This is a genomic window from Massilia sp. BSC265 (assembly GCF_000740675.1).
Lineage (GTDB): Bacteria > Pseudomonadota > Gammaproteobacteria > Burkholderiales > Burkholderiaceae_D > Telluria.
The window spans coordinates 103,252-129,725 of the sequence record NZ_JPXI01000024.1 but is presented as its reverse complement, the minus strand read 5'-3'; the positions used below and the strand labels follow the sequence as shown (position 1 = coordinate 129,725).

General features: G+C 64.4%; 26 protein-coding genes and 1 tRNA gene. 9 read left to right on the top strand and 18 right to left on the bottom strand.

What is annotated here, in order from left to right; translation table 11 throughout:
* Positions 1-10: 10 nt before the first annotated feature.
* The 11 genes from MA09_RS05205 to MA09_RS05155 form a co-directional block, all read right to left on the bottom strand.
* Positions 11-1,534 (bottom strand): CHASE3 domain-containing protein, encoded by a 1,524-nt coding sequence (locus MA09_RS05205; protein ID WP_081897429.1) that lies wholly within the window; start codon positions 1,532-1,534, stop codon positions 11-13.
* 315 nt (positions 1,535-1,849) lie between these two features.
* The gene (locus tag MA09_RS05200) at positions 1,850-2,482 is read right to left on the bottom strand and encodes a response regulator transcription factor (protein ID WP_027865355.1); all 633 of its coding nucleotides are present in this window, start codon (positions 2,480-2,482) and stop codon (positions 1,850-1,852) included.
* A 263-nt stretch (positions 2,483-2,745) separates the two neighbouring features.
* The gene (locus MA09_RS05195) at positions 2,746-3,153 is read right to left on the bottom strand and encodes a MerR family transcriptional regulator (RefSeq protein ID WP_036245951.1); all 408 of its coding nucleotides are present in this window, start codon (positions 3,151-3,153) and stop codon (positions 2,746-2,748) included.
* A gap of 13 nt (positions 3,154-3,166) precedes the next feature.
* Complete coding sequence (locus MA09_RS05190) at positions 3,167-3,511, bottom strand: integration host factor subunit alpha (RefSeq protein ID WP_036246175.1); 345 nt, start codon at positions 3,509-3,511, stop codon at positions 3,167-3,169.
* 157 nt (positions 3,512-3,668) lie between these two features.
* Entirely contained in the window at positions 3,669-6,095 is a 2,427-nt protein-coding gene (pheT, locus tag MA09_RS05185; protein WP_036245950.1) for a phenylalanine--tRNA ligase subunit beta, read from the bottom strand.
* 69 nt (positions 6,096-6,164) lie between these two features.
* The gene (gene pheS / locus MA09_RS05180) at positions 6,165-7,196 is read right to left on the bottom strand and encodes a phenylalanine--tRNA ligase subunit alpha (RefSeq protein WP_036245949.1); all 1,032 of its coding nucleotides are present in this window, start codon (positions 7,194-7,196) and stop codon (positions 6,165-6,167) included.
* Positions 7,197-7,325: 129 nt separating this feature from the next.
* The gene (gene rplT, locus MA09_RS05175) at positions 7,326-7,685 is read right to left on the bottom strand and encodes a 50S ribosomal protein L20 (protein WP_027865360.1); all 360 of its coding nucleotides are present in this window, start codon (positions 7,683-7,685) and stop codon (positions 7,326-7,328) included.
* A 30-nt stretch (positions 7,686-7,715) separates the two neighbouring features.
* Positions 7,716-7,913: a 50S ribosomal protein L35 gene (rpmI, locus tag MA09_RS05170; protein WP_026354218.1), complete on the bottom strand. Its 198-nt coding sequence runs from the start codon at positions 7,911-7,913 to the stop codon at positions 7,716-7,718.
* Between the two features lie 303 nt (positions 7,914-8,216).
* Positions 8,217-8,738 (bottom strand): translation initiation factor IF-3, encoded by a 522-nt coding sequence (infC, locus tag MA09_RS05165; RefSeq protein ID WP_081897428.1) that lies wholly within the window; start codon positions 8,736-8,738, stop codon positions 8,217-8,219.
* Positions 8,739-8,786: 48 nt separating this feature from the next.
* Positions 8,787-10,697: a threonine--tRNA ligase gene (thrS, locus tag MA09_RS05160; protein ID WP_036246174.1), complete on the bottom strand. Its 1,911-nt coding sequence runs from the start codon at positions 10,695-10,697 to the stop codon at positions 8,787-8,789.
* A gap of 262 nt (positions 10,698-10,959) precedes the next feature.
* Positions 10,960-11,036 (bottom strand) — tRNA-Val (locus MA09_RS05155).
* A gap of 132 nt (positions 11,037-11,168) precedes the next feature.
* On the opposite strand from MA09_RS05155, the gene MA09_RS05150 reads away from it, so the two are divergent.
* Positions 11,169-12,098: a cation diffusion facilitator family transporter gene (locus MA09_RS05150; RefSeq protein WP_036245946.1), complete on the top strand. Its 930-nt coding sequence runs from the start codon at positions 11,169-11,171 to the stop codon at positions 12,096-12,098.
* 103 nt (positions 12,099-12,201) lie between these two features.
* A complete protein-coding gene (locus MA09_RS05145; protein WP_036245944.1) occupies positions 12,202-13,155 on the top strand; it encodes an NAD(P)/FAD-dependent oxidoreductase in 954 nt (317 codons plus the stop codon).
* A gap of 12 nt (positions 13,156-13,167) precedes the next feature.
* Here MA09_RS05145 and MA09_RS05140 read toward each other — a convergent pair whose 3' ends face one another.
* From MA09_RS05140 to MA09_RS05110, 7 genes are all read right to left on the bottom strand, one after another.
* Positions 13,168-14,925 (bottom strand): galactose oxidase early set domain-containing protein, encoded by a 1,758-nt coding sequence (locus MA09_RS05140; RefSeq protein ID WP_229440566.1) that lies wholly within the window; start codon positions 14,923-14,925, stop codon positions 13,168-13,170.
* A gap of 98 nt (positions 14,926-15,023) precedes the next feature.
* A complete protein-coding gene (locus tag MA09_RS05135) occupies positions 15,024-15,656 on the bottom strand; it encodes a hypothetical protein (RefSeq protein WP_036245943.1) in 633 nt (210 codons plus the stop codon).
* Positions 15,653-16,585: an MlaD family protein gene (locus MA09_RS05130; protein WP_036245941.1), complete on the bottom strand. Its 933-nt coding sequence runs from the start codon at positions 16,583-16,585 to the stop codon at positions 15,653-15,655. The genes MA09_RS05135 and MA09_RS05130 overlap by 4 nt, the downstream gene beginning before the upstream one ends.
* Before the next feature lie 33 nt (positions 16,586-16,618).
* Complete coding sequence (locus MA09_RS05125) at positions 16,619-17,425, bottom strand: ABC transporter permease (protein ID WP_036246172.1); 807 nt, start codon at positions 17,423-17,425, stop codon at positions 16,619-16,621.
* A gap of 78 nt (positions 17,426-17,503) precedes the next feature.
* Positions 17,504-19,744: a bifunctional (p)ppGpp synthetase/guanosine-3',5'-bis(diphosphate) 3'-pyrophosphohydrolase gene (locus MA09_RS05120; RefSeq protein ID WP_036245940.1), complete on the bottom strand. Its 2,241-nt coding sequence runs from the start codon at positions 19,742-19,744 to the stop codon at positions 17,504-17,506.
* A gap of 20 nt (positions 19,745-19,764) precedes the next feature.
* Complete coding sequence (locus MA09_RS05115) at positions 19,765-20,115, bottom strand: RidA family protein (RefSeq protein WP_036245938.1); 351 nt, start codon at positions 20,113-20,115, stop codon at positions 19,765-19,767.
* A gap of 31 nt (positions 20,116-20,146) precedes the next feature.
* A complete protein-coding gene (locus tag MA09_RS05110) occupies positions 20,147-21,028 on the bottom strand; it encodes an alpha/beta fold hydrolase (protein ID WP_036245935.1) in 882 nt (293 codons plus the stop codon).
* A 138-nt stretch (positions 21,029-21,166) separates the two neighbouring features.
* Here MA09_RS05110 and MA09_RS05105 point away from each other — a divergent pair, with 138 nt between their 5' ends.
* The 7 genes from MA09_RS05105 (at position 21,167) to MA09_RS05080 (ending at position 26,458) form a co-directional block, all read left to right on the top strand.
* Positions 21,167-21,961, top strand: a complete 795-nt coding sequence (locus tag MA09_RS05105) for a 3-hydroxybutyrate dehydrogenase (RefSeq protein WP_036245934.1) — start codon at positions 21,167-21,169, stop codon at positions 21,959-21,961.
* Between the two features lie 8 nt (positions 21,962-21,969).
* Entirely contained in the window at positions 21,970-22,350 is a 381-nt protein-coding gene (locus tag MA09_RS05100) for a hypothetical protein (RefSeq protein WP_036245933.1), read from the top strand.
* A gap of 178 nt (positions 22,351-22,528) precedes the next feature.
* A complete protein-coding gene (locus MA09_RS05095; protein WP_036245932.1) occupies positions 22,529-23,005 on the top strand; it encodes a hypothetical protein in 477 nt (158 codons plus the stop codon).
* Complete coding sequence (locus MA09_RS25220; protein WP_307183170.1) at positions 22,906-23,112, top strand: amidohydrolase family protein; 207 nt, start codon at positions 22,906-22,908, stop codon at positions 23,110-23,112. The genes MA09_RS05095 and MA09_RS25220 overlap by 100 nt, the downstream gene beginning before the upstream one ends.
* Positions 23,113-23,312: 200 nt before the next feature.
* The gene (locus tag MA09_RS05090) at positions 23,313-24,635 is read left to right on the top strand and encodes a dicarboxylate/amino acid:cation symporter (RefSeq protein ID WP_036245931.1); all 1,323 of its coding nucleotides are present in this window, start codon (positions 23,313-23,315) and stop codon (positions 24,633-24,635) included.
* Between the two features lie 150 nt (positions 24,636-24,785).
* A complete protein-coding gene (locus tag MA09_RS05085; RefSeq protein ID WP_051933187.1) occupies positions 24,786-25,205 on the top strand; it encodes a BlaI/MecI/CopY family transcriptional regulator in 420 nt (139 codons plus the stop codon).
* Positions 25,202-26,458, top strand: a complete 1,257-nt coding sequence (locus tag MA09_RS05080) for a TonB family protein (RefSeq protein ID WP_036245930.1) — start codon at positions 25,202-25,204, stop codon at positions 26,456-26,458. Before MA09_RS05085 ends, MA09_RS05080 begins: the two co-directional genes overlap by 4 nt.
* The last annotated feature ends 16 nt before the right edge of the window (positions 26,459-26,474 follow it).

The window sequence follows — 26,474 nt, the reverse complement described above, 5'->3', positions numbered from 1 at the left end:
TTGTTGGCCGCTAGGGGTTGACCGGCGCCCCGTCGGGCGCCGCTTTTGAAGTAGTTTCCGGCACATTCGACGCCGTCCCGTTCAACAGGGACGGCGTTGTCGTTTCCACGGTATCGACACCCGGTGCGGCCTGGGCCGGGCCCTCGCCACCCGGCGCCGCTGTCGGGATCCAGGCCCGCACACAGGTGCCGACGCCATTCACGCCGCGTCCCACCTTCAGGCTCCCGCCCAGCAGCAAGGCGCGCTCGCGCATGCCCAGCAGCCCGTGCGACTTGGACTTGGCCATCGCGTCAAGCGGGATGCCGATGCCGTCGTCCGTGATTTCCAGCTCCCAGCCGTCCGGCTCGCGCGTCAGGTTCACGATCACGGTGCGCGCCCGGGCATACTTGGCGACGTTGTTCAAGGCTTCCTGGGTGATGCGGAACAGCGCGATCGCCTGCATCGGGCCGGCGCGGTCGGCTTCGTCGTCGATGAGGGCGTCGCACTCGAGCGCCGTCACGCGCGCATAGTCGGCGCAATAGCTCTGCAGCGCGGCCGACAGCCCCATGTTGTCGAGCAGGCTCGGGCGCAGGTTCTCGATGATGCGGCGCTTGAGCTGGACGGTGTCGACCAGGGTCTTGCGCGCCCGGCCCAGCATCGATACCAGTTCCGGATGAGAGCCCTTGAGCTGCTCGCTCACCGTCGTCATGTCCATGCCGATGGCCGTCAGGTTGGCGCCCATCTCGTCATGCAGTTCGCGCGCGAGGCGCGACTTTTCTTCTTCCGAGACCCGGATCAGGTGGCGCGACAGCACCGACAGCTGTTCGGTGCGCTCGGCCACGACGGCTTCCAGGCTGTCGTTGGTCTGCTGCAGCGCGCGCTCGGCTTCCAGACGCAGGCCGAAGCTGCGCTGTACCAGGCTGTGGAACAGCAGGATCACCAGGATGGCGACGGCGTTGATGCCCACCCCGAGCAGCACCGTGCGGCGCGACTGTTCATAGAATGCGGCGGTGCGGCTGGCCAGCAGTTCGTTCTGCTCGCGCGTCATGATCACGACCTGCAGCCGGATCTCGTCCATCTCGCCGCGCTCGTCGTTAGCGGCGGAAATCGCGACGATGTCGACCAGCCCGCCCCGCCGGTAGACCTCGAGCGACTGGTGCATCAGGCCGAGCTTGCGCTGGACCAGGCTGCGCAGCTGGGCCAGGTTCTTCGTTTGCGAGGGATTGTCGGACAAAAGCACGCTCAGCGCGCGCAACTGGTTGTCGAGCTGCTGGGGCGCTGCGTGCAGTGGACCGAGGTTGACTTCCGAGCCAGACAGGAAATAACCGCGCAGGCCGCTCTCGGCATCGGTGACCAGGAGATTCAGGTATTGGAGTTCGTCGGACACGCGGGCAGTCTGGGCCTGCAGGGCGTTCGCGGAACGCAGGTCGTCGAGGTTGCGGATCAGGAAGACCGCGTTGATGACCAGGATGACGACACAGGCCACGCACAACAGGGTCTTGGAGAGCGGCAGGCCGCGCAGCCGCTTGCCATCGAAGGCGGTGGAAAAGTACATGGGCTTCCTTTCGCGCAACCGATGCCGTCCGGGCCGATTATAGTCGCGTTAGCTCGACAATGCAGTGCGGACCGTGCGGTAACGAACGTTACGCGGTGCCACCCTTGTTAGTAGGTCAAATAAGGAGTACAAAATGCTGGGTGGCCGACAGGTGCAAGTGTGCGTGAGGACGCAGCGGTATGCAATACAAATGTTGCATGACCCGAAAATTTTTGTAACGTTTGGAAACAAGTGTTGGCTGGAAATATCAGCCGGAGGGGATGGCGAACGCGGCAGGAGAAGACGCACCGGCAGGCCGGCGCGTCAGGAGCAAGCTTAGTCGAGCAGGTTGTTCTTCATGGCGTAGTAGGTCAGGTCGCTGTTCGACTGCAGTCCCATCTTTTCCATGATGCGGGTACGGTAGGTGGACACGGTCTTGATCGACAGCGACAGCGCATTGCCGATGTCCGATACGGTGGCCCCCTTGGCCAGGCGCAGGAAGACCTGGAACTCGCGGTCCGAGAGCTCGGTGTGCAGGGCCGTATTCGGATCGCGGTCGAAACTCTGCGCGAGCAGTTCACCCACGGTCGAGCTCACGTAACGGCGGCCCTGGTACACGGTGCGCACCGCGGTCTTGAGCTCGTCGGCTTCGCATTCCTTGTTCAGGTAGCCATTGGCGCCCATCTTGAACAGGTTGAGCGCGTACTGCTGCGCCGGATAACCGGACAGGATCAGCACCGGCAGGTTGGGTTGACCCTGGCGGATGGTGCGCAGGATATCGATGCCGCTCTGGTCCGGCATGGCGATGTCGAGCAGAAGCACGTCGCAGATCTCGCGGCGGGCGATATCAAGGGCCTCGCGGCCGGTGGCGCCTTCGGCAACAACTTCGAACTCGCCGGACGACGAGAAAATCTGCTTGAACCCTGCTCGAACTATTTGGTGATCGTCACAAATGGCAACGCGTATCATTGTCTTCCCTTAAATTTTCCCTTGGTCAGGAAAGTGCCAGGTCCGTACACACGCCCCGGCTTGCATGCGTTGATATCAGCATGACCGCAGGTGACATTCTATCACTACGGCGCATGGCATCAAGGCACACACTTGCTGAGTTATGCGCGACATGTATAAACACGACCGCGCAATGGGCTATTCAATAGATTTGATGATTGTAGATGCATCGGGCCTCCCAGCACTGGAAACGGCACGGCGGCCGGCGCACCGCGCCCAAGCGCTCAGGCGACGCTGCTGCTGCCGTGCTTCAGGAGCGCGAGGATGTCCAGCAACTCGGCCCGAACCATCTCGATATCGACGGCAGGCGCCGCTGGCGGCAGCTCGGCTTCGTTTGCACTGGCCATGTCATGGCCGCGACCGTCGAGGCGATTGCGCGCACCGCTGATGGTGAAGCCCTGCTCGTAGAGCAGCTCGCGGATGCGGCGGATCAGCAGGACTTCGTGGTGCTGATAATAACGACGGTTACCTCGGCGTTTGACCGGCTTTAGCTGGGTAAATTCCTGCTCCCAGTAGCGCAGCACGTGAGGTTTGACGCCGCACAAATCGCTGACTTCACCGATCGTGAAATAGCGCTTCGCCGGGATCGGCGGCAGCACAACGGGTTCAGGCTTGTTCGGTCGTTCGCTCATCTACGTAGTTTGCTCAGGCGGCACGGGCCAGCGAGTTACCCGGCGGATTAGTCTCCTCGACCATTCCCTTGAGCTTCTGGCTGGCGTGGAAAGTTACGACGCGGCGCGCCGTGATGGGGATCTCTTCCCCGGTTTTCGGGTTGCGGCCCGGCCGCTGCGGCTTGTCGCGCAACTGGAAGTTGCCGAAGCCCGACAGCTTGACGGCCTCGCCGCGCTCGAGCGCGTTGCGGATCTCGTCGAAGAAGGTCTCGACCATGTCCTTGGCTTCGCGCTTGTTCAGGCCGACCTGCTCGAACAGCAGCTCGGCCAGCTCGGCCTTGGTCAGGGTCGGCAGGTCCTTCTCTGCTTCCTTCCGCATCCGCGCAACTTGCGTCGCGCGATGCAGATCGGCCGCCAGCGCTTCCTGGAACACGGCCGAATCAACGTCGTTGTTATTAATTTTGAAGCCCTACCTTCAAGAAACGATGTTTTGGAACGATGTGAGGCGCTTCAACGAAGCGCCCCGATACAGCACATCATGCACGCAGCTTTGCGCCGACTTTTTCTTGTGCCGCACGGGCCACGGCCGCCATGATGGCATCCACCGCGTCGTCCTGCAGCGTCGATTGAGTATCTTGCAAGCCAAAGCGGAAAGCAAGGCTTTTTTCATCCGTCTCCAGGCCCTTGCCGCGGTATTCATCAAACAAAACAACGGCTTGCACGATCTTTCCACCCGGATTGGCAGCGATCTCGGCCTGGAAGGCATCGAGCACTTCCTGGGCCGGGACGCCCTGCTTCACCACCAGCGCCAGGTCGCGGGTCGCGCCCGGGAACTTGGAAATCTCGGTGTAGGCCGGCACGGCACGCTGGCGCAGCGCGTCGGCATCGACCTCGAACAGGACCGGCGCCTGGGGTAGGTCGTACTTCTGCAGCCAGCGCGGATGCAGCTCGCCGATGAAACCGATTTGCTTGCCGTCGAGTTCCACAAAAGCGCTGCGGCCCGGGTGCAGTGCCGGATGCTCGCCCTTCACGAAGCGGAGGGCCGCCGGAGCGAACAGGCTTTCCAGGTCGGCCTTGACGTCGAAGAAGTCCACGGCGCGGGTCTTCTCGCCCCACTGCTCGTCGACAAACGGGCCGTAGGCGATGGCGGCGACGCGCTTGGGCTGGTCGAAACCGGCCACCGACAGCGGGCCGTCCCGGACTTCCGGATTGCGCTTGAAGACCGCGCCCACTTCGAACACGCGCACGCGGCCGGCCTTGCGGTTGACGTTGTAGCGCACGTTGGCCACCAGGCTGCCCACCAGGCTCGAGCGCATCACGCTCATCTGGCTGGCGATCGGATTCTGCAGACGGATCGGATCGCCGTTCGCCGCGAAATCCTGTTCCCACTGGGCCTCGACGAAGCTCATGTTGACGGTTTCCTGGTAACCCAGGTCGGCCAGCTGGTGGCGGATCGCGAACAGCGAGCGGGTGTTTTCGGGCGCGATCAGCATGCTGCTTGCCGCGACCGGCGGGTTGGCCGGGATGTTCTCGAAGCCGTACACGCGCGCCACTTCCTCGATCAGGTCTTCTTCGATCTCGATGTCGAAGCGGTACGAGGGCGAGGTCACCTGGAACACGCCGGCGTCAAACGTGAACGGCAGCTGCAAGCGGGTAAAGATGTCGGCCACCACCTCGTCGCTCAAGGGCACGCCGATCACCTTGGCGGCGCGCGCCGTGCGCATGGCGACCGACTTCGGCTGGGGCAGGTTCACTGCCTGGTCGTCGACCGGGCCGACTTTCGTCTCGGCAGTGCCGCAGATCTCGACGATCAGGGCGGTAATGCGTTCGATATGCTCGACGGTGGTCGCATAGTCGACGCCGCGCTCGAAGCGGTAGGCCGCGTCGGTGGAGAAATTGTACTTGCGGGCGCGGCCCTGGATGGCGTTCGGCCACCAGAAGGCGGCTTCCAGGTAGATGTCGGTGGTGTCCAGCGTGACGGCGGTGGAGTCGCCGCCCATGATGCCGGCCAGCGATTCGATTTCCTTGTCGTCAGCGATCACGCCGACCCACTCGTCGACCTCGATGGTATTGCCGTTCAGGAGTTTGAGGGTCTCGCCTTTCTTGCCCCAGCGGATATCCAAACCGCCGTGGATCTTGGCCAGGTCAAACACGTGCGAGGGACGGCCGACTTCGAGCATCACGTAGTTCGAGATGTCGACCAGGGCCGACACCGAACGCTGGCCGCTGCGTTCGAGGCGCTGGACCATCCACTCCGGGGTGGCGGCGCGCGCGTTCAAGCCGCGGATGACGCGCCCCGAGAAGCGGCCGCACAGGTCCGGGGCCGAGATCCTCACCGGCAAGGTCTCATTCAGGTTGACCGCGACCTGCTTGGTGGTCGGCACGTGCAGCGGGGTGCCAGTCAGGGCTGCTACTTCCCGCGCCACGCCCAGCACCGACAGGCAGTCCGCCTTGTTCGGGGTCAGCTTGATGGTGAACTTCAGGTCGTCCAGGCCGAGGTAGTCGCGGATGCTGGTGCCGACCGGTGCGTCTGCCGGCAGTTCCATCAGGCCGCTGCCCTCTTCCGAGATCTTCAGTTCCTTGGCCGAGCACATCATGCCCTGCGACTCGACGCCGCGCAGCTTGCCGACCTTGATTTCGAACGGCTTGCCATCAAGGCCCGGCGGCAGCACGGCGCCGGCCTTGGCGCAGATCGCCTTCATGCCCGCACGCACGTTCGGCGCGCCGCAGACGATGTTCAGGAGCTCGCCGGTGCCCACGTCCACCTGGCAGACGTTCAGGCGGTCGGCGTTCGGGTGCTTGGCCACTTCCTTCACTTCGGCCACCACCACGTTCGAGAACGGCGGCGCGACGGCTTCGACCTCTTCGACTTCCAGGCCGGACATCGTCAGCAGGTGGGACAGTTCGCTAGAGGTCATCTTCGGATCGACCATGGAGCGGAGCCAGTTTTCGGAGAATTGCATATTCTTTTTGCCTTGTAAGCGCGTGACTTATCTGGATGTATTACTGCTCGTACTGAATCGACGTGCGTATTAATTGAACTGCTTCAGGAATCGCAGGTCGCCTTCGTAGAACAGGCGCAGGTCGTTGATGCCGTAACGCAGCATGGTCAGGCGCTCGAGGCCGGAGCCGAACGCGAAACCGATGAAGCGCTCCGGATCCAGGCCGAAGTTGCGCACGACGGTCGGATGCACCTGGCCGGCGCCCGACACCTCCAGCCAGCGGCCCTTGAGCGGACCGGAGCCGAAGGCGATGTCGATCTCGGCCGAGGGTTCGGTGAACGGGAAGTAGGACGGGCGGAAGCGCACCTGCAGGTCGTCGGTCTCGAAGAAGGCCTTCACGAAATTCAGGTACACGCCCTTGAGGTCGGCGAAGCTGATGTTCTCGCCGATCCACAGGCCTTCGACCTGGTGGAACATCGGCGAGTGGGTGGCGTCGCTGTCGACGCGGTAGGTACGGCCCGGCGCGATCACCTTGATCGGCGGGGTGTGGGTGCGTGCATAGCGCACCTGCATCGGGCTGGTGTGGGTGCGCAGCAGCAGCGGTTTGCCGGTGCTGTCCTTGCCCTCGATGTAGAAGGTGTCCTGCATCGAACGGGCCGGATGGTTTTCCGGGCTGTTCAGCGCGGTGAAGCAATGCCAGTCGGTTTCGATCTCGGGGCCGTCTGCCACGTCGAAGCCGATCGAGCGGAAGATCTGCTCGACGCGCTCCCAGGTGCGCATCACCGGGTGGATGCCGCCCTTCGAGCGGCCGCGGCCCGGCAGGGTCACGTCGATGGCTTCCAGGTTCAGGCGCGCTTCCAACTGGGCATTGGCCAGGGCGTCGCGGCGGGCGGTCAAGGCCTGTTCGATTTTTTCTTTGGCGGCGTTGATCAGGGCGCCCTGCGCCTTGCGCTGTTCCGGGTCGAGCTTGCCCAGGCCCTTCATCAGGTCGGTGACCTGGCCGGTCTTGCCCAGGTATCTGGCTTTGGCGTTTTCGAGCGCGGCGGCGTCCGCGGCGGCGGTGAAGTCAGCCTGGGCCGAAGTCACCAGTTGTGACAGCGCGAGATCTTCCAGCGATTGCATCTTGTTCTTTTCCTGTTTGGGTAGTGGCAGGAGCCACAATCAAAAACGGGGCACAGGTTCTGCAACCGTGCCCCGCTCTTTTTGCGCTCCCGCTGCCGGGAGCGCTGGTCTTGCTAGCAGACTGACTGATTAGGCAGCCAGCTTGGCCTTGGCGGCGGTGACAATCGCGGCGAATGCCGGCTTGTCGTGCACTGCCATGTCGGCCAGGACTTTACGGTCCAGTTCAATCCCGGACTTCTTCAGGCCGTTCATGAAGGCGCTGTAGGTCATGCCGTGCGAACGCGATGCTGCGTTGATACGGGTGATCCACAGGGCGCGGAAGACGCGCTTCTTGTTACGACGGTCGCGGTAGGCGTACTGGCCGGCGCGCATGACTGCTTGCTTGGCAATACGGAATACCTTGCTGCGACGGCCGCGGTAGCCTTTAGCAAGTTCAAGGACCTTCTTGTGACGGGCACGTGCAGTAACCCCACGTTTTACTCGAGGCATAGTAGCTCCCTTTGTAGTTGATTAGTGAGATTAAGCGGAAGGCATCATGCGGTAGACGCTGGTCACGTCCGACGCATTGATGTTACGGGTGCCGCGCAGTTGACGCTTGTTTTTGGTGGTCTTCTTGGTCAGGATGTGACGCTTGAACGCCATACCCGACTTGACGGTACCACCCGGACGCACGCGAAAACGCTTTTTCGCGGAGCTTTTGGTTTTCATTTTTGGCATAGTATTCTGCCCTGTTACGGACAGCCTCTATACGACAGGATTGCAGGTGGCGGCAACGCCGCTCTTGGATGCCTGCTTTCACTTGTCTTGCAGCCGACGCCACTACCTGCCGACTACAACCTGCTTGTTAAAAACAGGAACCGCGGATGATAGCACAGGTTTGCGCAGAATGCTTGGGATGGGAAATGCTTTTGCCGGGAGACGATGCAATCCGGCATAAAACACACAAACGAACGCAGGCCGGGCCGGATGCAGCCTGCGCTGGCACCCGGACCCGGCCCGGCAATCCTGACGTCAGAAGAATTACTTCTTCTTCTTCGGCGCAACCACCATGATCATCTGGCGACCTTCGAGCTTCGGGAACTGCTCGACCTGGCCGAATTCTTCCAGGTCGCCGCGCAGGCGCTCGAGCATGCGCATGCCGATGTCCTGGTGCGCCATTTCACGACCGCGGAAACGCAGCGTGATCTTGGTCTTGTCGCCGTCCTCCAGGAACTTGATGAGGTTGCGCAGTTTGATGCTGTAGTCGCCTTCATCGGTACCCGGACGGAACTTGACTTCCTTGACCTGGATGATCTTCTGCTTCAGCTTGGCTTCGTGCGCCTTCTTCTGCTCGGAGTACTTGAACTTGCCGTAGTCCATCAGGCGGCAGACCGGTGGGCTCGCGTTCGGCGCGATTTCCACCAGGTCGACGTTCTTTTCCTCGGCCAGGCGGAACGCCTCCGCCAGGCTCACGATGCCCAGCGGTTCGTTCTCCACACCATTGAGGCGCATTTCGGGATAGGTGATTTCGCCGTTGATGCGATGCTGTTTGTCAGTAGCTATGTTGTTTCCTTTGAAAGTATGAAAGTAAGCCGGCGCTTGGTGTCAATCTTACTTCGCCTTGGCGGCGACTTCGCCCACCAGGCGCTCCACGAGCGCGTCGACCGGCATCACGCCGAGGTCGACATTGCCGCGGGCACGCACGGCCACGGTATTTGCTTCACGTTCTTTATCGCCAACAACCAGAATATAAGGCAGTTTTTGGACAGAATGCTCGCGAATTTTATAAGTAATCTTCTCGTTCCGCAAATCAGCGTGAACACGCAGCCCAGCCGCCCGCAGCTTTGCCTCGACCTGCTTGACGTAATCTGCTTGCGCATCCGAAATATTCAAGACCGCGACCTGGACCGGCGCCAACCACAGCGGCAATGCGCCGGCGTAGTTCTCGATCAGGATGCCGATGAAGCGCTCCATCGAGCCGACGATCGCGCGGTGCAGCATCACCGGCACCTTGCGGGTGTTGTCTTCCGCAACGTACTCGGCGCCCAGGCGGCCCGGCATCGAGAAGTCGACCTGCATGGTGCCGACCTGCCACGGACGGCCGAGGCTGTCCTTCAGGTGGTACTCGATCTTCGGGCCGTAGAAAGCGCCCTCGCCCGGCAGCTCGGTCCATGCGACGCCGCAGTTGCGCAGGGCGGAGCGCAGGGCTTCTTCGGCCTGGTCCCACACCTCGTCCGAACCGATGCGGTTTTCCGGGCGCAGGGCGATCTTGACGTCGATGTTTTCAAAACCGAAGTCCTCGTAGACCTTCATCGCCTGGGCGTGGAAGGCCACCACTTCCGGCGCAATCTGCTCTTCGGTGCAGAACACGTGGCCATCGTCCTGGGTGAAGCCGCGCACGCGCATCAGGCCGTGCAGCGCGCCCGAGGACTCGTTACGGTGGCACTGGCCGAACTCGCCGTAGCGCAGCGGCAGATCGCGGTAGGAACGCAGGCCGGCGTTATAGATCTGCACGTGGCCCGGGCAGTTCATCGGCTTGAGCGCATAGGTGCGGCTTTCCGACTCGGTCGTGAACATGTTTTCACGATAGTTGTCCCAGTGGCCGGTCTTCTGCCACAGCGACACGTCGATGATCTGCGGCGCCTTGACTTCGTTGTAGCCGGTGGCCTGGTAGGTCTTGCGCATGTATTGCTCGACCTGCTGCCAGATGGTCCAGCCCTTCGGATGCCAGAAGATCAGGCCCGGGGCCTCGTCCTGGAAGTGGAAGAAGTCCAGCTGCTTGCCGAGCTTCCTGTGGTCGCGCTTCTCGGCCTCTTCCAGCATGTGCAGGTACTGCTCCTGGTCTTCCTTCTTGGTCCAGGCAGTGCCGTAGACGCGCTGCAGCATCTCGTTCTTCGAATCGCCGCGCCAGTAGGCGCCGGCCAGCTTCATCAGCTTGAAGACCTTCAGCTTGCCGGTCGAGGGCACGTGCGGGCCGCGGCACAGGTCGGTGAAACCGCCCTGTTCGTACAGCGACACGTCTTCATTGGCAGGGATCGAGGCGATGATCTCGGCCTTGTAGTCTTCGCCGATCGACTTGAAATAGCTGACTGCCTCGTCGCGCGGCAGCACCTTGCGGGTGACCGGCTGGTCCTTCTTGGCCAGTTCCTGCATCTTCTTTTCGATCGCCGCCAGGTCGTCCGGGGTGAACGGGCGCTTGTACGAGAAGTCATAGTAGAAGCCGTTCTCGATGACCGGGCCGATCGTGACCTGCGCTTCCGGGAACAGCTCCTTGACGGCGTGGGCCAGCAGGTGGGCGGTCGAGTGGCGGATGACCTCCAGGCCGTCCGGGTCGCGGTCGGTGACGATCGCCAGGTCGGCGTCATCCTCGATCAGGAAGGAGGTGTCGACCACCTTGCCGTTGACCTTGCCGGCGAGCGCGGCCTTGGCCAGGCTCGGCGCGATGTTCTGGGCCACCTGGGCGACCGTCACCGGGCCTTCGAATTGACGGCTGGAGCCGTCCGGAAGTCGTACGTTCAACATGCTGATCTCCAATCGGCGCCACGCGCGCCCGCTAAGATTGATAAACTTGAAACTGAAAAATTCGGGACGAAAAAAAACGCGCACCAGGCGCGTTTTCTTCAGTGTTGTCGAGTTTCCTCAAGCAAAAGGCCACCGTACCGCGTCTAGCGATTCCCCCACAACCAGGTTGTAGTTCGCGGTGTCATAACCGATTATGCCTTTCTCGCTCTTACTGACGACAAGAGCGGAAAACCGTGGTTCCCCGCACTCATCTGAGATGTTCTGGTGGGCGGTGCAGAATTCGAATCTGCGACCCCTTGGATGTCGACCAAGTATTCTAACCAGCTGAACTAACCGCCCGATGCCGCCATTATAAGGAGCGCCCCCGGGTTAAGCAAGCCTTGTTCCAGTAAAAGTTTCCTGGCGAGCCCGTTCGCACCGGCGATCGCCATTGCTTTACACTGGAAGCTTGTTCAAATCACCACGTCCACGATGACTGCCGAGCAAGCCGAACCCGCGTCCGAACACCTGCATGCCCACCTCGACGGCGACGCCCGCCACGCCCACGTCATCGAGGGGCGCAGCCAGGCCACCCTGTCGGTGGCGCTCGGCCTGACCCTGCTGTTCGCGGCCGTCGAGGTCGTCACCGGCTTCATCTCGAATTCGCTGGCACTGATCTCGGACGCCGGACACATGGTGACCGACGCCGCCGCGCTGGGCCTGGCGTTGCTGGCCCAGGCCATCGCCAAGCGCCCGCCCTCTTCGCGCCACTCCTTCGGCTTCGTGCGTGCGGAGGCGCTGGCCGCTTTCGTGAACAGCCTGGCCTTGCTGGCGCTGGTAGCGTGGATCGCTTGGGAAGCCGTGCAGCGCCTGCTGCACCCCGAACCGGTGCGGGGCGGCGTGGTGCTGGTCGTGGCCGCGATCGGCGCCGGCATCAACCTGCTGGTCGCCTGGGTGCTGTCGCGCGACAACACGAGCATCAACACCCGCGCGGCCCTGGTGAACGTGATGGGCGACCTGCTCGGCTCGATCGCCGCGATCGCCTCCGGCGCCATCATTTACTTCACCGGCTGGGTACCTGTCGACCCGATCCTGTCGATCTTCGTGGCGCTCCTGATCCTGCGTTCGACGAGCGGCATCCTGCGCGAGTCCTATCACTTCCTGATGGAAGGCGTGCCGCACGAGATCGACTACCTGGAAGTCGGCGCCGACCTGAAGGCGGTCGACGGCGTGCTCGACGTCCACGACCTGCACGTGTGGGACATGTCGCCCGGCCACCCCGCTCTGATCGGCCACCTGGAAATCGTCAGCCTCGAGCGCTGGCCGGCCGTGCTGGCGGACGTGCGCGCCATGCTGCGCGCCAAGCACGGGATCGACCACGTGACGCTGCAGCCGGAAGCCGCCGGCGGCAAGTCGCTCTGATGACGGACTAGTTGCCTGGCCGCTCTTGTTGTAAGCGGCCTCTTACCCGCGGCAGGCCCGCACGCTGATATCCGGGGCGGTGCCGGATCAGCATAATCGGCCCATGGACTGTTCAACCACCGTATTCGACACCCTCATCATCGGCGGCGGCCCGGCGGGCCTGACCGCAGGTATCTACCTGCGCCGCTTCACCCGGCACATCGCCCTGGTCGACAAAGGCAACAGCCGCCTCTCGTGGATTCCCGTCTCGCACAACTATCCCGGCTTTACCGAAGGGATCAACGGCGTGCAGCTCCTCGAGAACCTGCGCGCCCAATTGGCCAACTACGGCGGCAGCGTGATGCAGGGCGAGATCCGCGACCTGCGGCTGGAAGACGGCGTCTTCATTGGCGACTATGTGCCGCTCGATGGCGGCGAGCCCTGCCAGATCCGCGCACTGACGGTCCTGCTGGCCACCGGCGTGGCCGATGCCGGCATGCCGATCGAGCGCTGGGACGAGGCGGTGCGCTGCGGCGCGGTGCGCCTGTGCCCGGTGTGCGACGGCTGGGACGTGATCGACAAGCGCATCGGCGTGGTGACCTCCGAGGCCAACCCGGTCGGCCACGCCCTGTTCATGCGCACCTTCAGCGCCGACGTGCTGCTGTTCGAGCGCGGGCCGGAATCGGCGCTGAACGACGAGGATCGCCAGCGCCTGGCCGCTGCGGGGGTGCGCCTGATCGAGTCGCCGCTGGTCGGCGTGACGATGAGCGAGGACATGAAGCCGATCCTGCACACCAAGGATGGCGAGGACTACCCTTGCGACGTGTTCTACCCGATGCTGGGCGAGAACGCGCGCTCCGACCTGGCGAAAAGCCTAGGCGCCGAAACCGTGGAGTGCGCCAAGCTGCTGGTGGACGACCACTGCCGCACCTCCGTCGCGGGGCTGTTCGCGGTGGGCGACGTCACCCACGGGCTGAACCAGATCGCGGTGGCGACCGGACAGGCTGCGCTGGCCGCCACGACCATCCACAACATGCTGCCCTGGGCGCTGCGGCCGGCGCTGGCGCCGGTCGCGTGAGGCCTTGGCCGCCTAGGTCACCCGCACGAAGCGCGCCACCGACGGCACGCCCTTGCCGTCGACCGCAAACAGCATGTAGTAGCCTGGCGGAATCAGGCCGGCTTGCGCAGGCAGCGTCACGCTCAGGCTGCTGCCTTTCCCGTTCTGCCGGAGCCGCACGGCGCGTTGGTGCATGTCATTGGCGTGCGTGGTCGCCCCGGGCGCAATCAGCATGACCGCGGAAATATTGCCGGTATCGGTGCCGAGCGTGAAGGTCTGCCCGGGCGCCACGGTGGCGGGCGCATTGGTGATGCGTGGCCGCTGGCTCTTGAACAGGTAAGGCGGAGAGTAGATCTGGACCTGGTTGTGCGCGGCCGGGCCGAGGTCGTCGGAGGTGAGCAGTACGCGCCCGTCCGGCAGCAAAATCCCGCTCGAATGGTAGGCGGCCTGGATGGTGTGCGGTGCGGCGGCGGCCCAGCTGCCGCCCACGTCGGTCGGCTGGCGGGCGTAGAGCTCGGCGTGGAACACCGGTTGGTCATACAGGTCGGCGCCGCTGGCATTGCCTCCCATCGTGAACAGCGTGCCGTCGGCCAGGATCACGGTGTGGCCGTTGCGGCGCGCATGCAGCCAGTTCGGGAACTTGCGCCATCCGGCAGCCGGGTTGAAGCCATCCATGTATTCGTTGTCGCTGGTGACGGCCGATCCCTGGGTGCCGCCGGCAAGCATTACCGTTTGCCTGAGCGTCGTCCCCGACGCATCGGTGTACGAAATGCCGTTGCCGTAACCGAAGTGGGCCGCCAGGAGGGTCGGATACCTGTTCCAGGTCCATGCACCCGGCTGCAAGAGATACGAATTGCCCGAGCCCGGACCGGCCTGCAGCATCTGGCCGTCGGGCAGTACGAACTGGAAAGGATAGAAGCCGCTAGGATCGTGCGGGCTGATTTCGCTCATCGTGCCCACCCCGTTCGGATCGGCATGCGGCGTGAACAGGCTTACCTTGGGCGTGAGCGTGTTGCTGCCGGTCTGGTCGAAGCCGCTGGTGATTACGACACGGTTGTCGACCAGCTTGGTGGTGGTCGGATACCAGCGTCCCACCGACATGTTCGGCTGGGCGACCCAGCGGTTGTTGGCGGGATTGAAGGTGTAACTGGTAAAGGCGCCCTGCCAGCCGGTCGTGCCGGACGGCGCGTGCGGGTCCGGGTAGCGCAGGTTGCCGCCCGCCACATAGACGCGGCCGTCGGCAAGGATGGTCTGGCCGCCGCACCAGATATTCTCGGGCGGCGCGATCGACTGGCCCGTGTGCGTCGCCGGATCCCACAAGTAGGCCACGCCCCGGTTGGACTGGCTGACCACGTAGTAGCTGGCCGGGTCGTAGGACCAGAACAGCACCTTGCCGGTATGGAGCAGCACGGCCGTCACCCCGACGACCGGCACCCGGATCGGCGCGCTCCACTGCCCGACCGCGCTGGCAGGCTGCGACCTGGCCTTGGCCAGCGTCGCCGGATCGGGCTTTCCGACGCTGTCGCGGCCGGCCGCGACGCGGCATTTGCGGCTGCGCGCCCGTGCATGCTCATCGGCATGGCGGGCGCCCAGCAGCGCTGCTTCCTTGTTTCTCAGTGCCGCCTCAACCGAGGGGTTGTTGCAGGCGTTGTCGGATGCGGCGGCTGCCGCCTCGTGGCCGTGGTGATTGCCGGCGGCATGCTGCGCCCATGCGGGCAGTCCCGCAGTAAGCGCCACTGCAGTCGGGCCCGCCGCAAGCCAGCAGAGTGAAGACCTGGTAAAACTTGACATGATCGTGGCTCCTGTTTCCTTCCAGATGGTAGGAACAGCCAGCTCGGGCCACGCAGCAGCGTCATGCGCAACCCGGTTGCGCTGCACTGCGGACCATCCTAGCCCTGTCCGGAGGCCAGCGCAATGCGGCGCCGGATGCGCTGGACTTCCTGCGCATCGCCTGCCGCTTCGGCCCGCTGCGCCTGCACGTCGAGCCAGGCCAGCAATGGACGGCGCCAGCCCTGGCTCGACGCGGTGTCGATCGCTTGCGTGATGCCTCCCGGCGTGATGCGCCCGGCCTTGAAGGCGGCCCCGGCGGCAACCAGGCGCGCCAGCGGATCGGCCACCCCTGAGACCTGCCCCGTGGCGAGCACGGGACGGTGCTGCTCGGGCAACCGGGCCGCATCCAGGCCCTGCCAACGGCCGTAGAGATAGTCGGCGTAGGCGCGCTGTTCCGGCGTGGCTTCGCCCGCCAGCGCCGCATAGCCGGGGCAGTCGTCGAAGTCGAGGCTGGCCACACGGGCGGCGCAGCGCACCAGCTCGACCTGGGCCACGTAGTCGGGCCGGCCGGTGGCGGTGGTCGCCAGCCGCGCGGTACGGAATCCCGCATCGGCGGCTGCCGTGTGGCCCTTGAGGTAGTCATCGACCGAACCGTCGAGGGCGCCCTTGGCATCGGCCTGCCAGTCGGGCGGCAGGGGTTTACTGGCGCAGGCTGCAAGCAAGGCGACCGCGAGGAAGGCTGGAATTCTCATGGCAGCTTGATCTCCTGGTTGCTGCGGGCGAAAGGCCACTTGCGGTTGATCTCGTCCACCAGGCGGTTCACCTTGCGCAGGCTGGCGTCGACTTCGCCGCGCAGCGCGCCCAGGTCCTGGGTGGCCACGCGCGCATTGGCGCCGACGGCCTGGGCCTCGACCAGCACCGCATCCACCTTCCTGAGCGTGGCGGAGGCGTCGGTCAGCACCACGTGCAGCTGGCGCACGGCGGCCTGGGCATCGTCCATGACCCCGTCCTTGCCGTAGACGCGCTGCTCGGTCTTGCCCAGCAGGGAGTTGATGCGGTCCAGCGCTTCGCGCAGCTTGCGCGCTTCGGCGTCGCCGCCCATCACGCCGCCCAGTACGCCGGCCGGCCCCGACATGCGCTCGGTGAGGGTGTTGATGTTGGCCAGGCTGGCGTTGATGTCCGAGCCGACGGAGGTCATGCTTTCCAGGTTCTCGAGCAGCGAGCGCGCGGTGGCGACCATGCGCGGGATCTCGGCGGAGACGTCGCCGCGCAGGACCGAGCGCACCGCGCCGGGCGGCAGCGGCGGATCGTTCAGCAGGCCGGTGAAGGCGCGCAGGCGGGTTTCGCCGACGATGCTCGACTCCAGCGTAAACACGCTCGAGGTGCGCAGCCACTTGGCGTCCTTGCTCTGCACGTCCACAAGAATGCGCACCTTGCCCTCGGGCGAGAGCTCGACCTGGCTGACGCGCCCGATCGGGAAGCCGGCGAAAGTCATGTCCATGCCGGGGATGACGCCCGAGGAATCGTCGGTTTCCAGGACCAGGCGCTGGGTCGGCTCGAACACGCCGCGCGCGTGCATCACGTAGCCGATGAAGGAGACGACCAGGATGCCGATCGCCACCAGCAGGATCATCGCCTTGAGTTCGACGTGTTTCGGTTCGTCCGGCAAGGGTTCGGTCATGGTGTTCTGGGTTTATCCGATGGTTAGATGTACTTAGATGTATTTCAGGGCAAGCGAGGCGGCCTCGATCACCAGCAGCACGAACAGCAGGCGCAGCGCGCCCGGCTGCACGGTGGAACTGACGCGGCGCGGATAGCGCTGCAGCTCGAGGATGGCGGCGGTCGGGATCAGGGCCACGGCCAGGCCGAAGAACACGGTCTTGAGCACGAAGCCGATCGTCACCGTGGGCGAGAACACGCGGCCGACGGTACGGGTGTAATCCTCGATCCCCCAGGGCAGCAGGCCATACACGTTCAGGTAGGCCAGCACCAGCACGATGGTGCTGGTGACCATGGCCAGGCTCGTCACGGCCACCGAGTTGGCCAGCAGCTGCGGCACCATGTCGCGGCGCATCCGGCGCAGGGCTTCGTCGTTCGCGGCCTGCCGCGACAGGCCGGCACGCGCCAGCCCGAGGGCCGAAGCGTCGAAGGCCATGCTGGCGCGCAGGGCGACGAACATCGCGGCAGACAGGGGAATCAGCTCGAGGACCAGCACCCGCACCACCATTTCGAGCGCGAAGTGCGACAGTCCGTAGCTCTTGGCCGTGACCAGCACGATGCGGATGATGACCAGGCTGATCAGGGCCGAGGCCAGGGAGAATCCGGGGAGCACCTGCCAGGTGCTGGCGTAGATGTGGCGCGCGGCCGCCAGGCGGTTGGCCCGGTTATAGGTCGAGGGAGACAGGGCCATCACGACGGCGATCGCGCCCAGGTGCACCATGTACCACCAGCTGCGCAGGTAGCGGGCGACAGCGAGGCCCCACAGGCGCGGGTTCGCATAGAGGTGGAGGGTTCGGCGCATGGTGTCGATATGATACAAATTTTTATGGATATGCTCGGTTTTTGAATCAAATCGATACCGACGGCACCGCCCACGCCCTCATTGGCGGCGCGCCTCCATCACGCCCTTTACCTCCGCGATCGCTCCCAGCGCCTTGTTCAGCTGTGCGGTCGAGCCGATCTCGGCCGTAAACACCATGCGCGCCTGGCCCTTGCTGCTTTGCGTGTTCACGCCGATCACATTGATCTTCTCGCGCATGAACACGTCCGAGATATCGCGCAGCAGGCCCTGGCGGTCCATGGCGAGGATGAACAGGTCGACCGGATACACCGTCTCCAGCCCGGCCGAGCCCCACTCGGTCTGGATCACCCGTTCCGGCGCCTTGGCGCGCATCTCGGCGAAGTTCTTGCAGCTCAGGCGGTGGATCGAGACACCCTTGCCGCGCGTGACGAAACCGCAGATCGGGTCTGGCGGCGCCGGCTTGCAGCACTTGGCCAGCATGGTCATCAGGCCTTCGGTGCCGACCACCAGCACGCCCGACTTGGCGCCCTGCTCCACGCTCGAGGCGCGGCTCTTGTTGACCACCGCCTCGTCGACCAGGGGCGGTGCGTCCACTTCGTCATGCAGGGCCGCCTCCACGTGGCGCAGGCTGAACTTCTCCTTGCCGACCTGGATGAACAGCTCGTCGACCTTGGCGAAACCCAGCTTGTGCGCCAGCGCTTCCAGATTGACCGCCGTCTTGCCCTCGCGCTGCAGCGATTTTTCGACCAGCGCGCGCCCCTGCGCCAGGGTCTCGGCCTGCTCCTGCGCATGGAACCACGCGCGGATCTTGGAGCGCGTACGGCTGCTGACCGTATAGCCCGGGCTGAGCCAGTCGCGCGACGGTCCCGCGCTGCCCGCCGGGCCCTTGGCGGTGATGATCTCGCAGGTCTGGCCGTTCTTCAGCGGCGTGTTGAGCGGCACCATCACGCCGTCGATCTTGGCGCCGCGGCAGCGGTGCCCGACCTCGCTGTGCAGGTGATAGGCGAAATCGATCGGGGTCGCGCCCTGCGGCAGTTCCAGCACGCGCGCCTGCGGGGTCAGGACGAAGATGCGGTCGTCCAGGGTGGCGGCCTTGAGCTTCTCGACCCATTCCTTCTGCAGGTCTTCCTGGCCGGCGACCACGTCGGCCACGTCGCTCTTCCAGGCCAGCAGCTGGCGCAGCCAGGCGATCTTCTCGTCGTACTTCTGGCTCTTGAAGTTCGACCCGCCCTCTTCCTTGTAGCGCCAGTGCGCGGCGATGCCGTACTCGGCGAAGTTGTGCATCTCCTGGGTGCGGATCTGCACTTCGAGCGGCCGCCCGTCCTCGGCGGTGACGACCGTGTGCAGCGACTGGTAGCCGTTCGGCTTGGGGCGCGAGATGTAGTCGTCGAATTCCTTCGGGATCGGCGTCCAGATGTTGTGGACGATGCCGAGCACCGTATAGCAGGTCTTGACGTCTTCCACGATCACGCGGAAGGCGCGCACGTCGTACAGCGAGGAGAAATCGAGCTCCTTGCCGCGCATCTTGTTCCAGATGCTGAAAATGTGTTTCGGCCGCCCCGACACCTCGGCCTTGATGCCGGCGTCGCGCAGCTCCTTTTCCAGGCGGTCGATCGAAGACTGCACGAAGCCTTCGCGCTGCATGCGCTTCTCTTCGAGCATCCTGGCGATCTGCTTGTAGGTATCCGGCTCGATGAAGCGGAAGGACAGGTCCTCCAGCTCCCACTTGAGCTGCCAGACGCCGAGCCGGTTGGCCAGCGGCGCATAGAAGTCGAGCACCTCGCGGCCATAGGCGCGGGTGACCTCGTCGAAGCGCTTCTGCTCGGCGAAATAGCGCAAGGTCGCGGCGCAGGAGGCCAGGCGCATCAGCACCACGCGCATGTCCGAGGCCATCGCCAGCAGCATCTTGCGCAGGGTCTCGACCTGGGCGGCGGCCTGCTGGGCGGCGTTCTTCCCACTGCCAATCTGTTCTTTGCCGGCCGTGAGGTCGCGCAGGCGGATCAGCTGGTACACGCCCTGGACCAGGCTTGATACTTCCTTGCCGAAGCGTTCCTCGAGCGAGCCGGCCACCGCCGGGTCCATCATCGCCAGCTCGAACAGCAGGCCGGCGATGCGGGTCTCGGCGTCGGTCCGCAGGACCGACAGCGTCCCGGCCACGCCGAGCGAGAACTCGAACGCGTTCTGGCCCGTGCCGGCCGTGCGCTCGCCATACATGCTGCTGGCGTAGTCGAGCGCCGTCTGGACCCGTGCGCAGTCTTCCACGCCGAGTCCCTGAGCCAGCCGGGTGCTGGCGTCACCGAGTAAAACGCTGGATACCATCTCGCTCGTGGGGTTCCGTATCAGCGCAGTGCGGCGGTGATGCAGACCTCGACCAGGCATGCGGGATTGGCCAGCTTGGCCTCGACGGTGGCGCGCGGCGGGGTGTGGCCCTGCGGCACCCACTCGTCCCAGACGCTGTTCATGCCGGCGAAATGGGCCATGTCCGAGATAAAGATCTGGCACATCAGGATGCAGGACTTGTCGCTGCCGGCTTCGTTCAGCAGGCGGTCGACGTGGCCCAGCACCTCGCGCATCTGGCCTTCGATGCCCTGGGTGGTGTCTTCGGCGATCTGGCCGGCCAGGTAGATGGTGCCGTTGTGGATGGCGATTTCGGACAGGCGCTTGCCTACGTGGTGACGTTTGATTTCCATAGCTACTTTCTTATAAAACTTGGCGGAAGCCTCAGGCTTCGCCGACTAAAAATTCTCGTGCAATCGCGATCTGCTCAAGCCGCACGAAGGTGGGCGCATGGCCCACGCCCGGGATCTCGACCAGCCGCGGTTTCGGCCCGCGCGTGCACATTTCAAGGGCCGTGTCGCGCGACAGCAGGTCGGACTGCTCGCCGCGCACCAACAGGGTCGGGCAGCGGATCGCATCCCAGGCCGACCACAGCTGCGCTTCGTCGCCGGCCGCGCGCTCAGGCGTGATGGCGCGGAAGGGCTGGGCCAGGCCGAGGTCGTAGTGGCGCACCCACTGGCCGCTCGGCTCCTGGCGCAGCACGTCGTTCGCCAGCTTGTGCCATTCCTCGTCGGTATGCGGACCGAAGGACATCGACACGGCTTTCACATAGGCCGCGCCGGTCTCGAAGTCGGGGAAGCGGATGTCCTGCCCGATGTACTCGCCGATGCGGGCGATCGCGCCCCCGTCCAGCACCGGACCGATATCGTTGATGACCAGCCGGCGCACCGGCGAGTCCTCGAGCGAGGCCAGCATCATGCCGATCAGGCCGCCCATCGAGGTGCCGAACCAGTGCACCCCAAGTGAATCGTCCTGGGTGACGCGGGCGATCAGCGTGACCATGTCGGCGACATACTGCGGCACCGTGTAGTACTCTGGATCGCGCAGGCGGCTCGATCTGCCGCGGCCGACCACGTCCGGGCAGACCACACGGTATTCGTCGCACAGGGCGCGCGCCAGGTGGTCGAAGTCGTCGGCCACCCGGGTAACGCCGTGCACGCAGACCAGCACCTTGGGGTTGAGCGGGTCGCCCCACTCCTTGTAGGCCATGCGGTGCAGGCCGGCGGGCGAACTGCACTGCACGCTTTTTAATCTGGCTTCGCTCATCCCGCACTCCGTCATGACAATATTGACCGGTTTCCTTTTGCAACGCGCCATTTTACTTGGCATTGCCATTAGAATTCTACCAATTCTGAGGAAGCAACCCGCTCGCCTACAAACTCACCCACAAAACTAGAGGACGCAATGAAATCCAATATGCTCAGCGGCAAAACGGCACTCGTCACCGGATCGACCTCGGGCATCGGCCTGGGTATCGCCCGCTCGCTGGCGGAACAGGGCGCCAACATCGTGTTCAACGGCTTCGGCGACGCCCAGCAGATCGAGAAGCTCTACCTGGAGGTCGGCGCCGAGTTCGGCGTGCAGACGGCCTACCACAACGCCGACATGAGCAAGCCGCTTGAAATCGAGGCGATGATGAAATTCGCCACCGACAAGTTCGGCGGCGTCGACATCCTGGTCAACAATGCCGGCATCCAGCACGTGGCCACCGTGGACGCGTTCCCGCCCGAGAAGTGGGACGCGATCATCGCCATTAACCTGACCTCGGCCTTTCACACCACCCGCCTGGCCTTGCCGGGCATGAAGCAGAAGAATTGGGGCCGCGTCATCAACCTGGCTTCGGTACACGGCCTGGTGGGCTCGGCCGGGAAGTCGGCCTACGTCGCGGCCAAGCACGGCCTGGTGGGCTTCACCAAGGTGACGGCGCTCGAGCTGGCGGCGACCGGCGTGACTTGCAACGCGATCTGCCCGGGCTGGGTGCTGACCCCGCTGGTGCAGAAGCAGGTGGACGACCGCGCCGCGCGCGACGGCCTCTCCAACGAGCAGGCCAAGAAGGCGCTGCTGGCCGAAAAACAGCCTTCGGGCGAGTTCGTGACCCCGGCGGAACTGGGCGCGCTGGCGGTGTTCTTCTGCTCGCCTGCCGCCGACCAGGTGCGCGGCGTGGCCTGGAACATGGACGGCGGCTGGGCCGCACAGTAAAGGACGACATGACACAGCGTCTCGACGAACAGGCACTGCGGGATGCCTGCCTCGAGCTGGCCCGCGTCGTACTCGCCGCCGGCCAGCCGCAGGTCTCGAACGACATCCTGGAGACGCTGGCGGACCGCTTCTTCCGCGAAGTGGTCGATTTTGCACCCGGCGTGGCGCGCGCCGGGCGCGATCCGAATCTGTTGACGCGGGCGGTGCACTACCTGAACGACGCCCACGCCCTGCCCCTGATGGGTACCGACATGGACTGGTTCCGGCAGGCGCTGGTGTGCCTGGTGGAGCTGGCTGTGCCGGGGATTGCGCTGTCCGAGCAGGGTGGTGCATTTCTGCGCGACGTGCAGCTGGGGATCGAGCAGTCGCTGGGGGACCTGGAGGGTTGATGCCGATCCTGGCGGAACAGCATTCCGCGTGCTGGAGCGCGTGACCGGGCTCCCGACGGCCCGCTGTCGTTAAAGGGCCAGTTGCTGGGGCGTCGTCGCTGCAGGCGTCGCCGGGCCACTATGCAGATGAGCGCAGCAAACAAGCAAAACGACCAGCAGCGCTCGTCAGGAAGCGGACGTGCGCAAGGAAGGCTGCTTTACCACCCTGCGCGACCTCGGCACCGAAGGCGCGGACTACGCCGACGTCGGCATCAAGCGCACCATCGACGAAGGCGTGGCGCCAGGCCCGCGCCTGTTCATCGCCACCAAGGCCATCGTGGCCAGCTACAGCTACGGCCCGGCCGAGAAGAGCTACCGCCCGGACATGGAGATCCCTTACGGCGCACAGCCGGCGACCGGCGAATACTTCCAGAAGCATGTGCGTGGCGGTGTGCCGACGCCTGCCATGCAGCAGGCGCACCGCGCCTTCCAACTGGCGCACAGGCTGGGGGTCACGATCGGCAACGGCAGCGACGTGGGTGTGTTCGCGCACGGGACCAATGCACGCGAACGGGAATGGATGGTACGCTCGGAATGTCGCCGATGGAGGCGATGCGCTCGGCGACCGTGCTGGCGGCAGAGATTCTCGGGCATTCGAAGGACCTTGGCCAGCTGAAGGCGGGGATGCTGGCGGATATAGTGGCGGTCGATGGGTATCCGACCAAGGACGCCGCGTCGAAGGTGACGTTCGTGATGAAAGCTGGGAAAGTGTTCAGGCAGTGATCCCCTGAAGGTCACATTATTACCGGCTTCGCCGGGGGTTCGAAGGCGAGTGGCGAGAGGGGGGCGTTCCAGAAATATCACCCGATACAGGATCAACATATCCGCGCACAAGATATAAGGCCTGCGGATATCCACAATAGATAAGGCGGCACGCTTCCACGATGATGGCAACACCACAAACTTCTCCATGAAGCCTTGCCATGAAAAAGCCATTCTATAAAGTCCTGTATGTCCAGGTGCTGTTCGCCATCGTGCTTGGCGTGCTGCTGGGGGTGTTCTACCCTGAACTGGGTGCGAAGATGAAGCCCTTGGGAGACGGCTTCATCAAACTCATCAAGATGATCATCGCTCCGGTGATCTTCTGTACCGTCGTCGCCGGTATCGCCGGCATGCAGGACATGAAGAAGATCGGCCGCGTCGGCGGCAAGGCCCTGATCTACTTCGAAGTCGTTTCGACCTTCGCCCTGGCCATCGGCCTGGTGGTCGCCAACTGGCTCAAGCCGGGCGCCGGCTTCAATGTCGATGCCAGCCAGCTCGACGCTTCCTCGATCGCCCAGTACACGTCCAAGGCCCAGAACCAGAGCACCATCGACTTCGTGATGAACATCATCCCGACCACTTTCGTCGATGCCTTCGCCAAGGGCGACATCCTGCAGGTGCTGCTGATCGCGCTGCTGTTCGGCTTCGCGCTGTCGATGATGGGCGAGCGCGGCCGTCCTGTGACGAAGTTCATCGAGGACTTCTCGCACGTGATCTTCGGCGTGGTGAACATCATCATGAAGGTCGCTCCGATCGGCGCCTTCGGTGCGATGGCCTTTACCATCGGTAAATACGGCCTGGATTCGCTGCTGCCGCTGGCCAAGCTGATGGGCTCGTTCTACCTGACCTGCTTCCTGTTCGTAGTCGTGGTGCTGGGCTTCATCGCCAAGATCACCGGCTTCTCGATCTTCCGCTTCATCAAGTACATCAAGGAAGAACTGCTGATCGTGCTCGGCACCAGCTCGTCGGAAAGCGCCTTGCCCGCCCTGATGCGCAAGCTGGAACGCCTCGGCTGCTCCAAGCCCGTGGTCGGCCTGGTGGTCCCGACCGGCTACTCGTTCAACCTCGACGGCACCAACATCTACATGACGATGGCGGCCCTGTTCGTGGCCCAGGCGACCAACACCGAGCTGACCCTGATGCAGGAACTGACGATCCTGGCGGTGGCGATGCTGACCTCGAAGGGCGCATCGGGCATCACCGGCGCCGGCTTCATCACCCTGGCCGCGACCCTCGCCGTGGTCCCGACCATCCCGGTGGCCGGCATGGCCCTGATCCTGGGCATCGACCGCTTCATGAGCGAAGCCCGCGCGCTGACCAACTTCGTCGGCAACGGCGTGGCCACCGTGGTGGTGTCGAAGTGGGAGAAGGAACTCGACACCCAGCGCATGGACGACGTCCTGAACGGCCGGGTGCCTGTCGAAGGCGAGAAGGACCTGGAGCCGGTACCGGTACCAGTGCCGGTGGCGGCAAAAGCAGCCTGAACCGAGCTGCGCCAACCCCGAACCGCGTCTCCCGACGCGGTTTTTTTTCGCGCCTACCCTGCCGGCATAAAGCAGGCGCGGTCGCAGAAAACTGTAGACACTCGTGTCTAGACAGACTATTCTAGGCCTCATCAACCAATGAGGACGCTCATGCCGCGCAAACCCGATACCCCCAAGCCGACTCCGGCCGAACTCGAACTCCTGCAAGTCCTGTGGCCGATGGCCTCCGGCACCGCCAAGCAGGTGCACCAGGAAATGCAGAAAACCAAGCCGGACGTCACCTACGCCACCGTGCTGCGCCTGATGCAGATCATGCACGGCAAGGGCCTGCTGGTGCGCGACGAAAGCGAACGCTCGCACGTCTATGCACCGGCCCACGCCCAGGACTCGGTCGAGACCAATCTGTTGAAGGATCTGATGCAGCGCGCCTTCGCCGGTTCGGCCAAGGCCTTGGTGCTCGCCGCGCTCAAGACCGGCATCTCCAGGAAGGAACGGGAAGAGATCGAAGAGCTCCTCAAGGAAGACAAACCTGCGGACCAGCCGGAGGACAAACCAGGAGCGAAGAAATGAGCGCCGCCGACATCGTCGCCAGCGTCGGCTGGACCCTGGTCCACTTCCTGTGGCAGGGAGCCCTGATCGGCTGCGCCACCGCCGTGCTCTTGACCGTGCTGCGCAACGCGCGGCCCGAGTCGCGCTACCTGGTCGCCTGTACCGGCCTGTTCCTGTGCCTGGCCTGGCCTGCCCTTGAACTCGCGCTGCGCCTGCATGACGGCAGTGGCTCCGGCGGCGACGCGATGGTGCTGTTCGCCGCCGGACTGGTGGCCGACTCGCCCGTCGACGAGGGCTGGGGCGCCCTGCTCGCCGACCAGTTGGGCTGGATCGTGGGCACCTGGGCCGTGTGCGCCGCCGCGATGGCCCTGCGCATGGTTGCGGGATTGCTGTGGATCGGCCGCGCCGCCGCACACGAACGCGCCGATCCGGCCTGGCAGGCGCGCATCGAACACATGGCGGCAGCGTTCGGCGTCGGCCGTACGGTGCGCCTGCGCGTCGTGGAACGGCTCGGCAGCCCGGTCACGGCCGGCTGGTGGCGCCCCGTCGTGCTGGTGCCGGCATCGTTGGTGTCGGGCATGCCCGCCCACCTGCTGGAAGCGCTGCTGGCCCACGAACTGGCCCACATCAAGCGCCACGACTACCTCGTCAACCTCGGCCAGAACCTGGTCGAGACCCTGCTCTTCTACCACCCGGCGGTCTGGTGGATCTCGGGACGCATCCGCGTCGAACGGGAACAGATCGCCGATGATTTCGCGGCACGGCAACTGGGCGAACCGCGGCGCCTGGCCCTGGCCCTATCCGAACTGGAAAAACTCCAGTTCTCAACCCACCACCTGGCCCAGGCGGCCAACGGAGGAGATCTTATGTCACGCATCAAACGACTGGTTCGTCCCGATACGCAAGCGTTGAACTGGAAGGCGGCCATACCCGTACTGGGACTGGTCATAGGCGCCGCAAGCTTCGCCCACGCGGCACCCACCAAGCCGGCCACGAAGGATACCGAGGCCATCGCCAACTTCGAAACCTGCAAGAGGCCCGAGTACCCGGCGGAGTCGATCAAGCAGCAGCATACCGGCACCGTCACCCTCGGCTTCCTGGTTGCCAAGGACGGCACGGTGAAGGACTCGAAAGTCACGAAATCGTCCGGCCATGTGGCGCTCGACGAATCCGCGCACACTGCCTTGACAAAATGCCGTTTCAAGCCGGCCACCTCCAAAGGCAAGCCGGTCGAGGCCTGGACCGCCGTGCAGTACGTCTGGACGCTCGAGTAGGGAAACAAGGCGAAGG

Coding starts and splice junctions, on each gene's coding strand:
- MA09_RS05190 (WP_036246175.1), bottom strand. CDS start 3,511: ATGCGGAAGGAAGCAGAGAAGGACCTGCCGACCCTGACCAAGGCCGAG.
- MA09_RS05150 (WP_036245946.1), top strand. CDS start 11,169: ATGACTGCCGAGCAAGCCGAACCCGCGTCCGAACACCTGCATGCCCAC.
- MA09_RS25220 (WP_307183170.1), top strand. CDS start 22,906: ATGGATGGTACGCTCGGAATGTCGCCGATGGAGGCGATGCGCTCGGCG.
- MA09_RS05100 (WP_036245933.1), top strand. CDS start 21,970: ATGACACAGCGTCTCGACGAACAGGCACTGCGGGATGCCTGCCTCGAG.
- MA09_RS05110 (WP_036245935.1), bottom strand. CDS start 21,028: ATGAGCGAAGCCAGATTAAAAAGCGTGCAGTGCAGTTCGCCCGCCGGC.
- MA09_RS05145 (WP_036245944.1), top strand. CDS start 12,202: ATGGACTGTTCAACCACCGTATTCGACACCCTCATCATCGGCGGCGGC.
- MA09_RS05205 (WP_081897429.1), bottom strand. CDS start 1,534: ATGTACTTTTCCACCGCCTTCGATGGCAAGCGGCTGCGCGGCCTGCCG.
- MA09_RS05200 (WP_027865355.1), bottom strand. CDS start 2,482: ATGATACGCGTTGCCATTTGTGACGATCACCAAATAGTTCGAGCAGGG.
- MA09_RS05195 (WP_036245951.1), bottom strand. CDS start 3,153: ATGAGCGAACGACCGAACAAGCCTGAACCCGTTGTGCTGCCGCCGATC.
- rpmI (WP_026354218.1), bottom strand. CDS start 7,913: ATGCCAAAAATGAAAACCAAAAGCTCCGCGAAAAAGCGTTTTCGCGTG.
- MA09_RS05140 (WP_229440566.1), bottom strand. CDS start 14,925: ATGTCAAGTTTTACCAGGTCTTCACTCTGCTGGCTTGCGGCGGGCCCG.
- pheT (WP_036245950.1), bottom strand. CDS start 6,095: ATGCAATTCTCCGAAAACTGGCTCCGCTCCATGGTCGATCCGAAGATG.
- MA09_RS05120 (WP_036245940.1), bottom strand. CDS start 19,744: ATGGTATCCAGCGTTTTACTCGGTGACGCCAGCACCCGGCTGGCTCAG.
- MA09_RS05080 (WP_036245930.1), top strand. CDS start 25,202: ATGAGCGCCGCCGACATCGTCGCCAGCGTCGGCTGGACCCTGGTCCAC.
- MA09_RS05130 (WP_036245941.1), bottom strand. CDS start 16,585: ATGACCGAACCCTTGCCGGACGAACCGAAACACGTCGAACTCAAGGCG.
- rplT (WP_027865360.1), bottom strand. CDS start 7,685: ATGCCTCGAGTAAAACGTGGGGTTACTGCACGTGCCCGTCACAAGAAG.
- MA09_RS05085 (WP_051933187.1), top strand. CDS start 24,786: ATGCCGCGCAAACCCGATACCCCCAAGCCGACTCCGGCCGAACTCGAA.
- thrS (WP_036246174.1), bottom strand. CDS start 10,697: ATGTTGAACGTACGACTTCCGGACGGCTCCAGCCGTCAATTCGAAGGC.
- MA09_RS05135 (WP_036245943.1), bottom strand. CDS start 15,656: ATGAGAATTCCAGCCTTCCTCGCGGTCGCCTTGCTTGCAGCCTGCGCC.
- MA09_RS05115 (WP_036245938.1), bottom strand. CDS start 20,115: ATGGAAATCAAACGTCACCACGTAGGCAAGCGCCTGTCCGAAATCGCC.
- pheS (WP_036245949.1), bottom strand. CDS start 7,196: ATGCAATCGCTGGAAGATCTCGCGCTGTCACAACTGGTGACTTCGGCC.
- MA09_RS05090 (WP_036245931.1), top strand. CDS start 23,313: ATGAAAAAGCCATTCTATAAAGTCCTGTATGTCCAGGTGCTGTTCGCC.
- MA09_RS05105 (WP_036245934.1), top strand. CDS start 21,167: ATGAAATCCAATATGCTCAGCGGCAAAACGGCACTCGTCACCGGATCG.
- MA09_RS05125 (WP_036246172.1), bottom strand. CDS start 17,425: ATGCGCCGAACCCTCCACCTCTATGCGAACCCGCGCCTGTGGGGCCTC.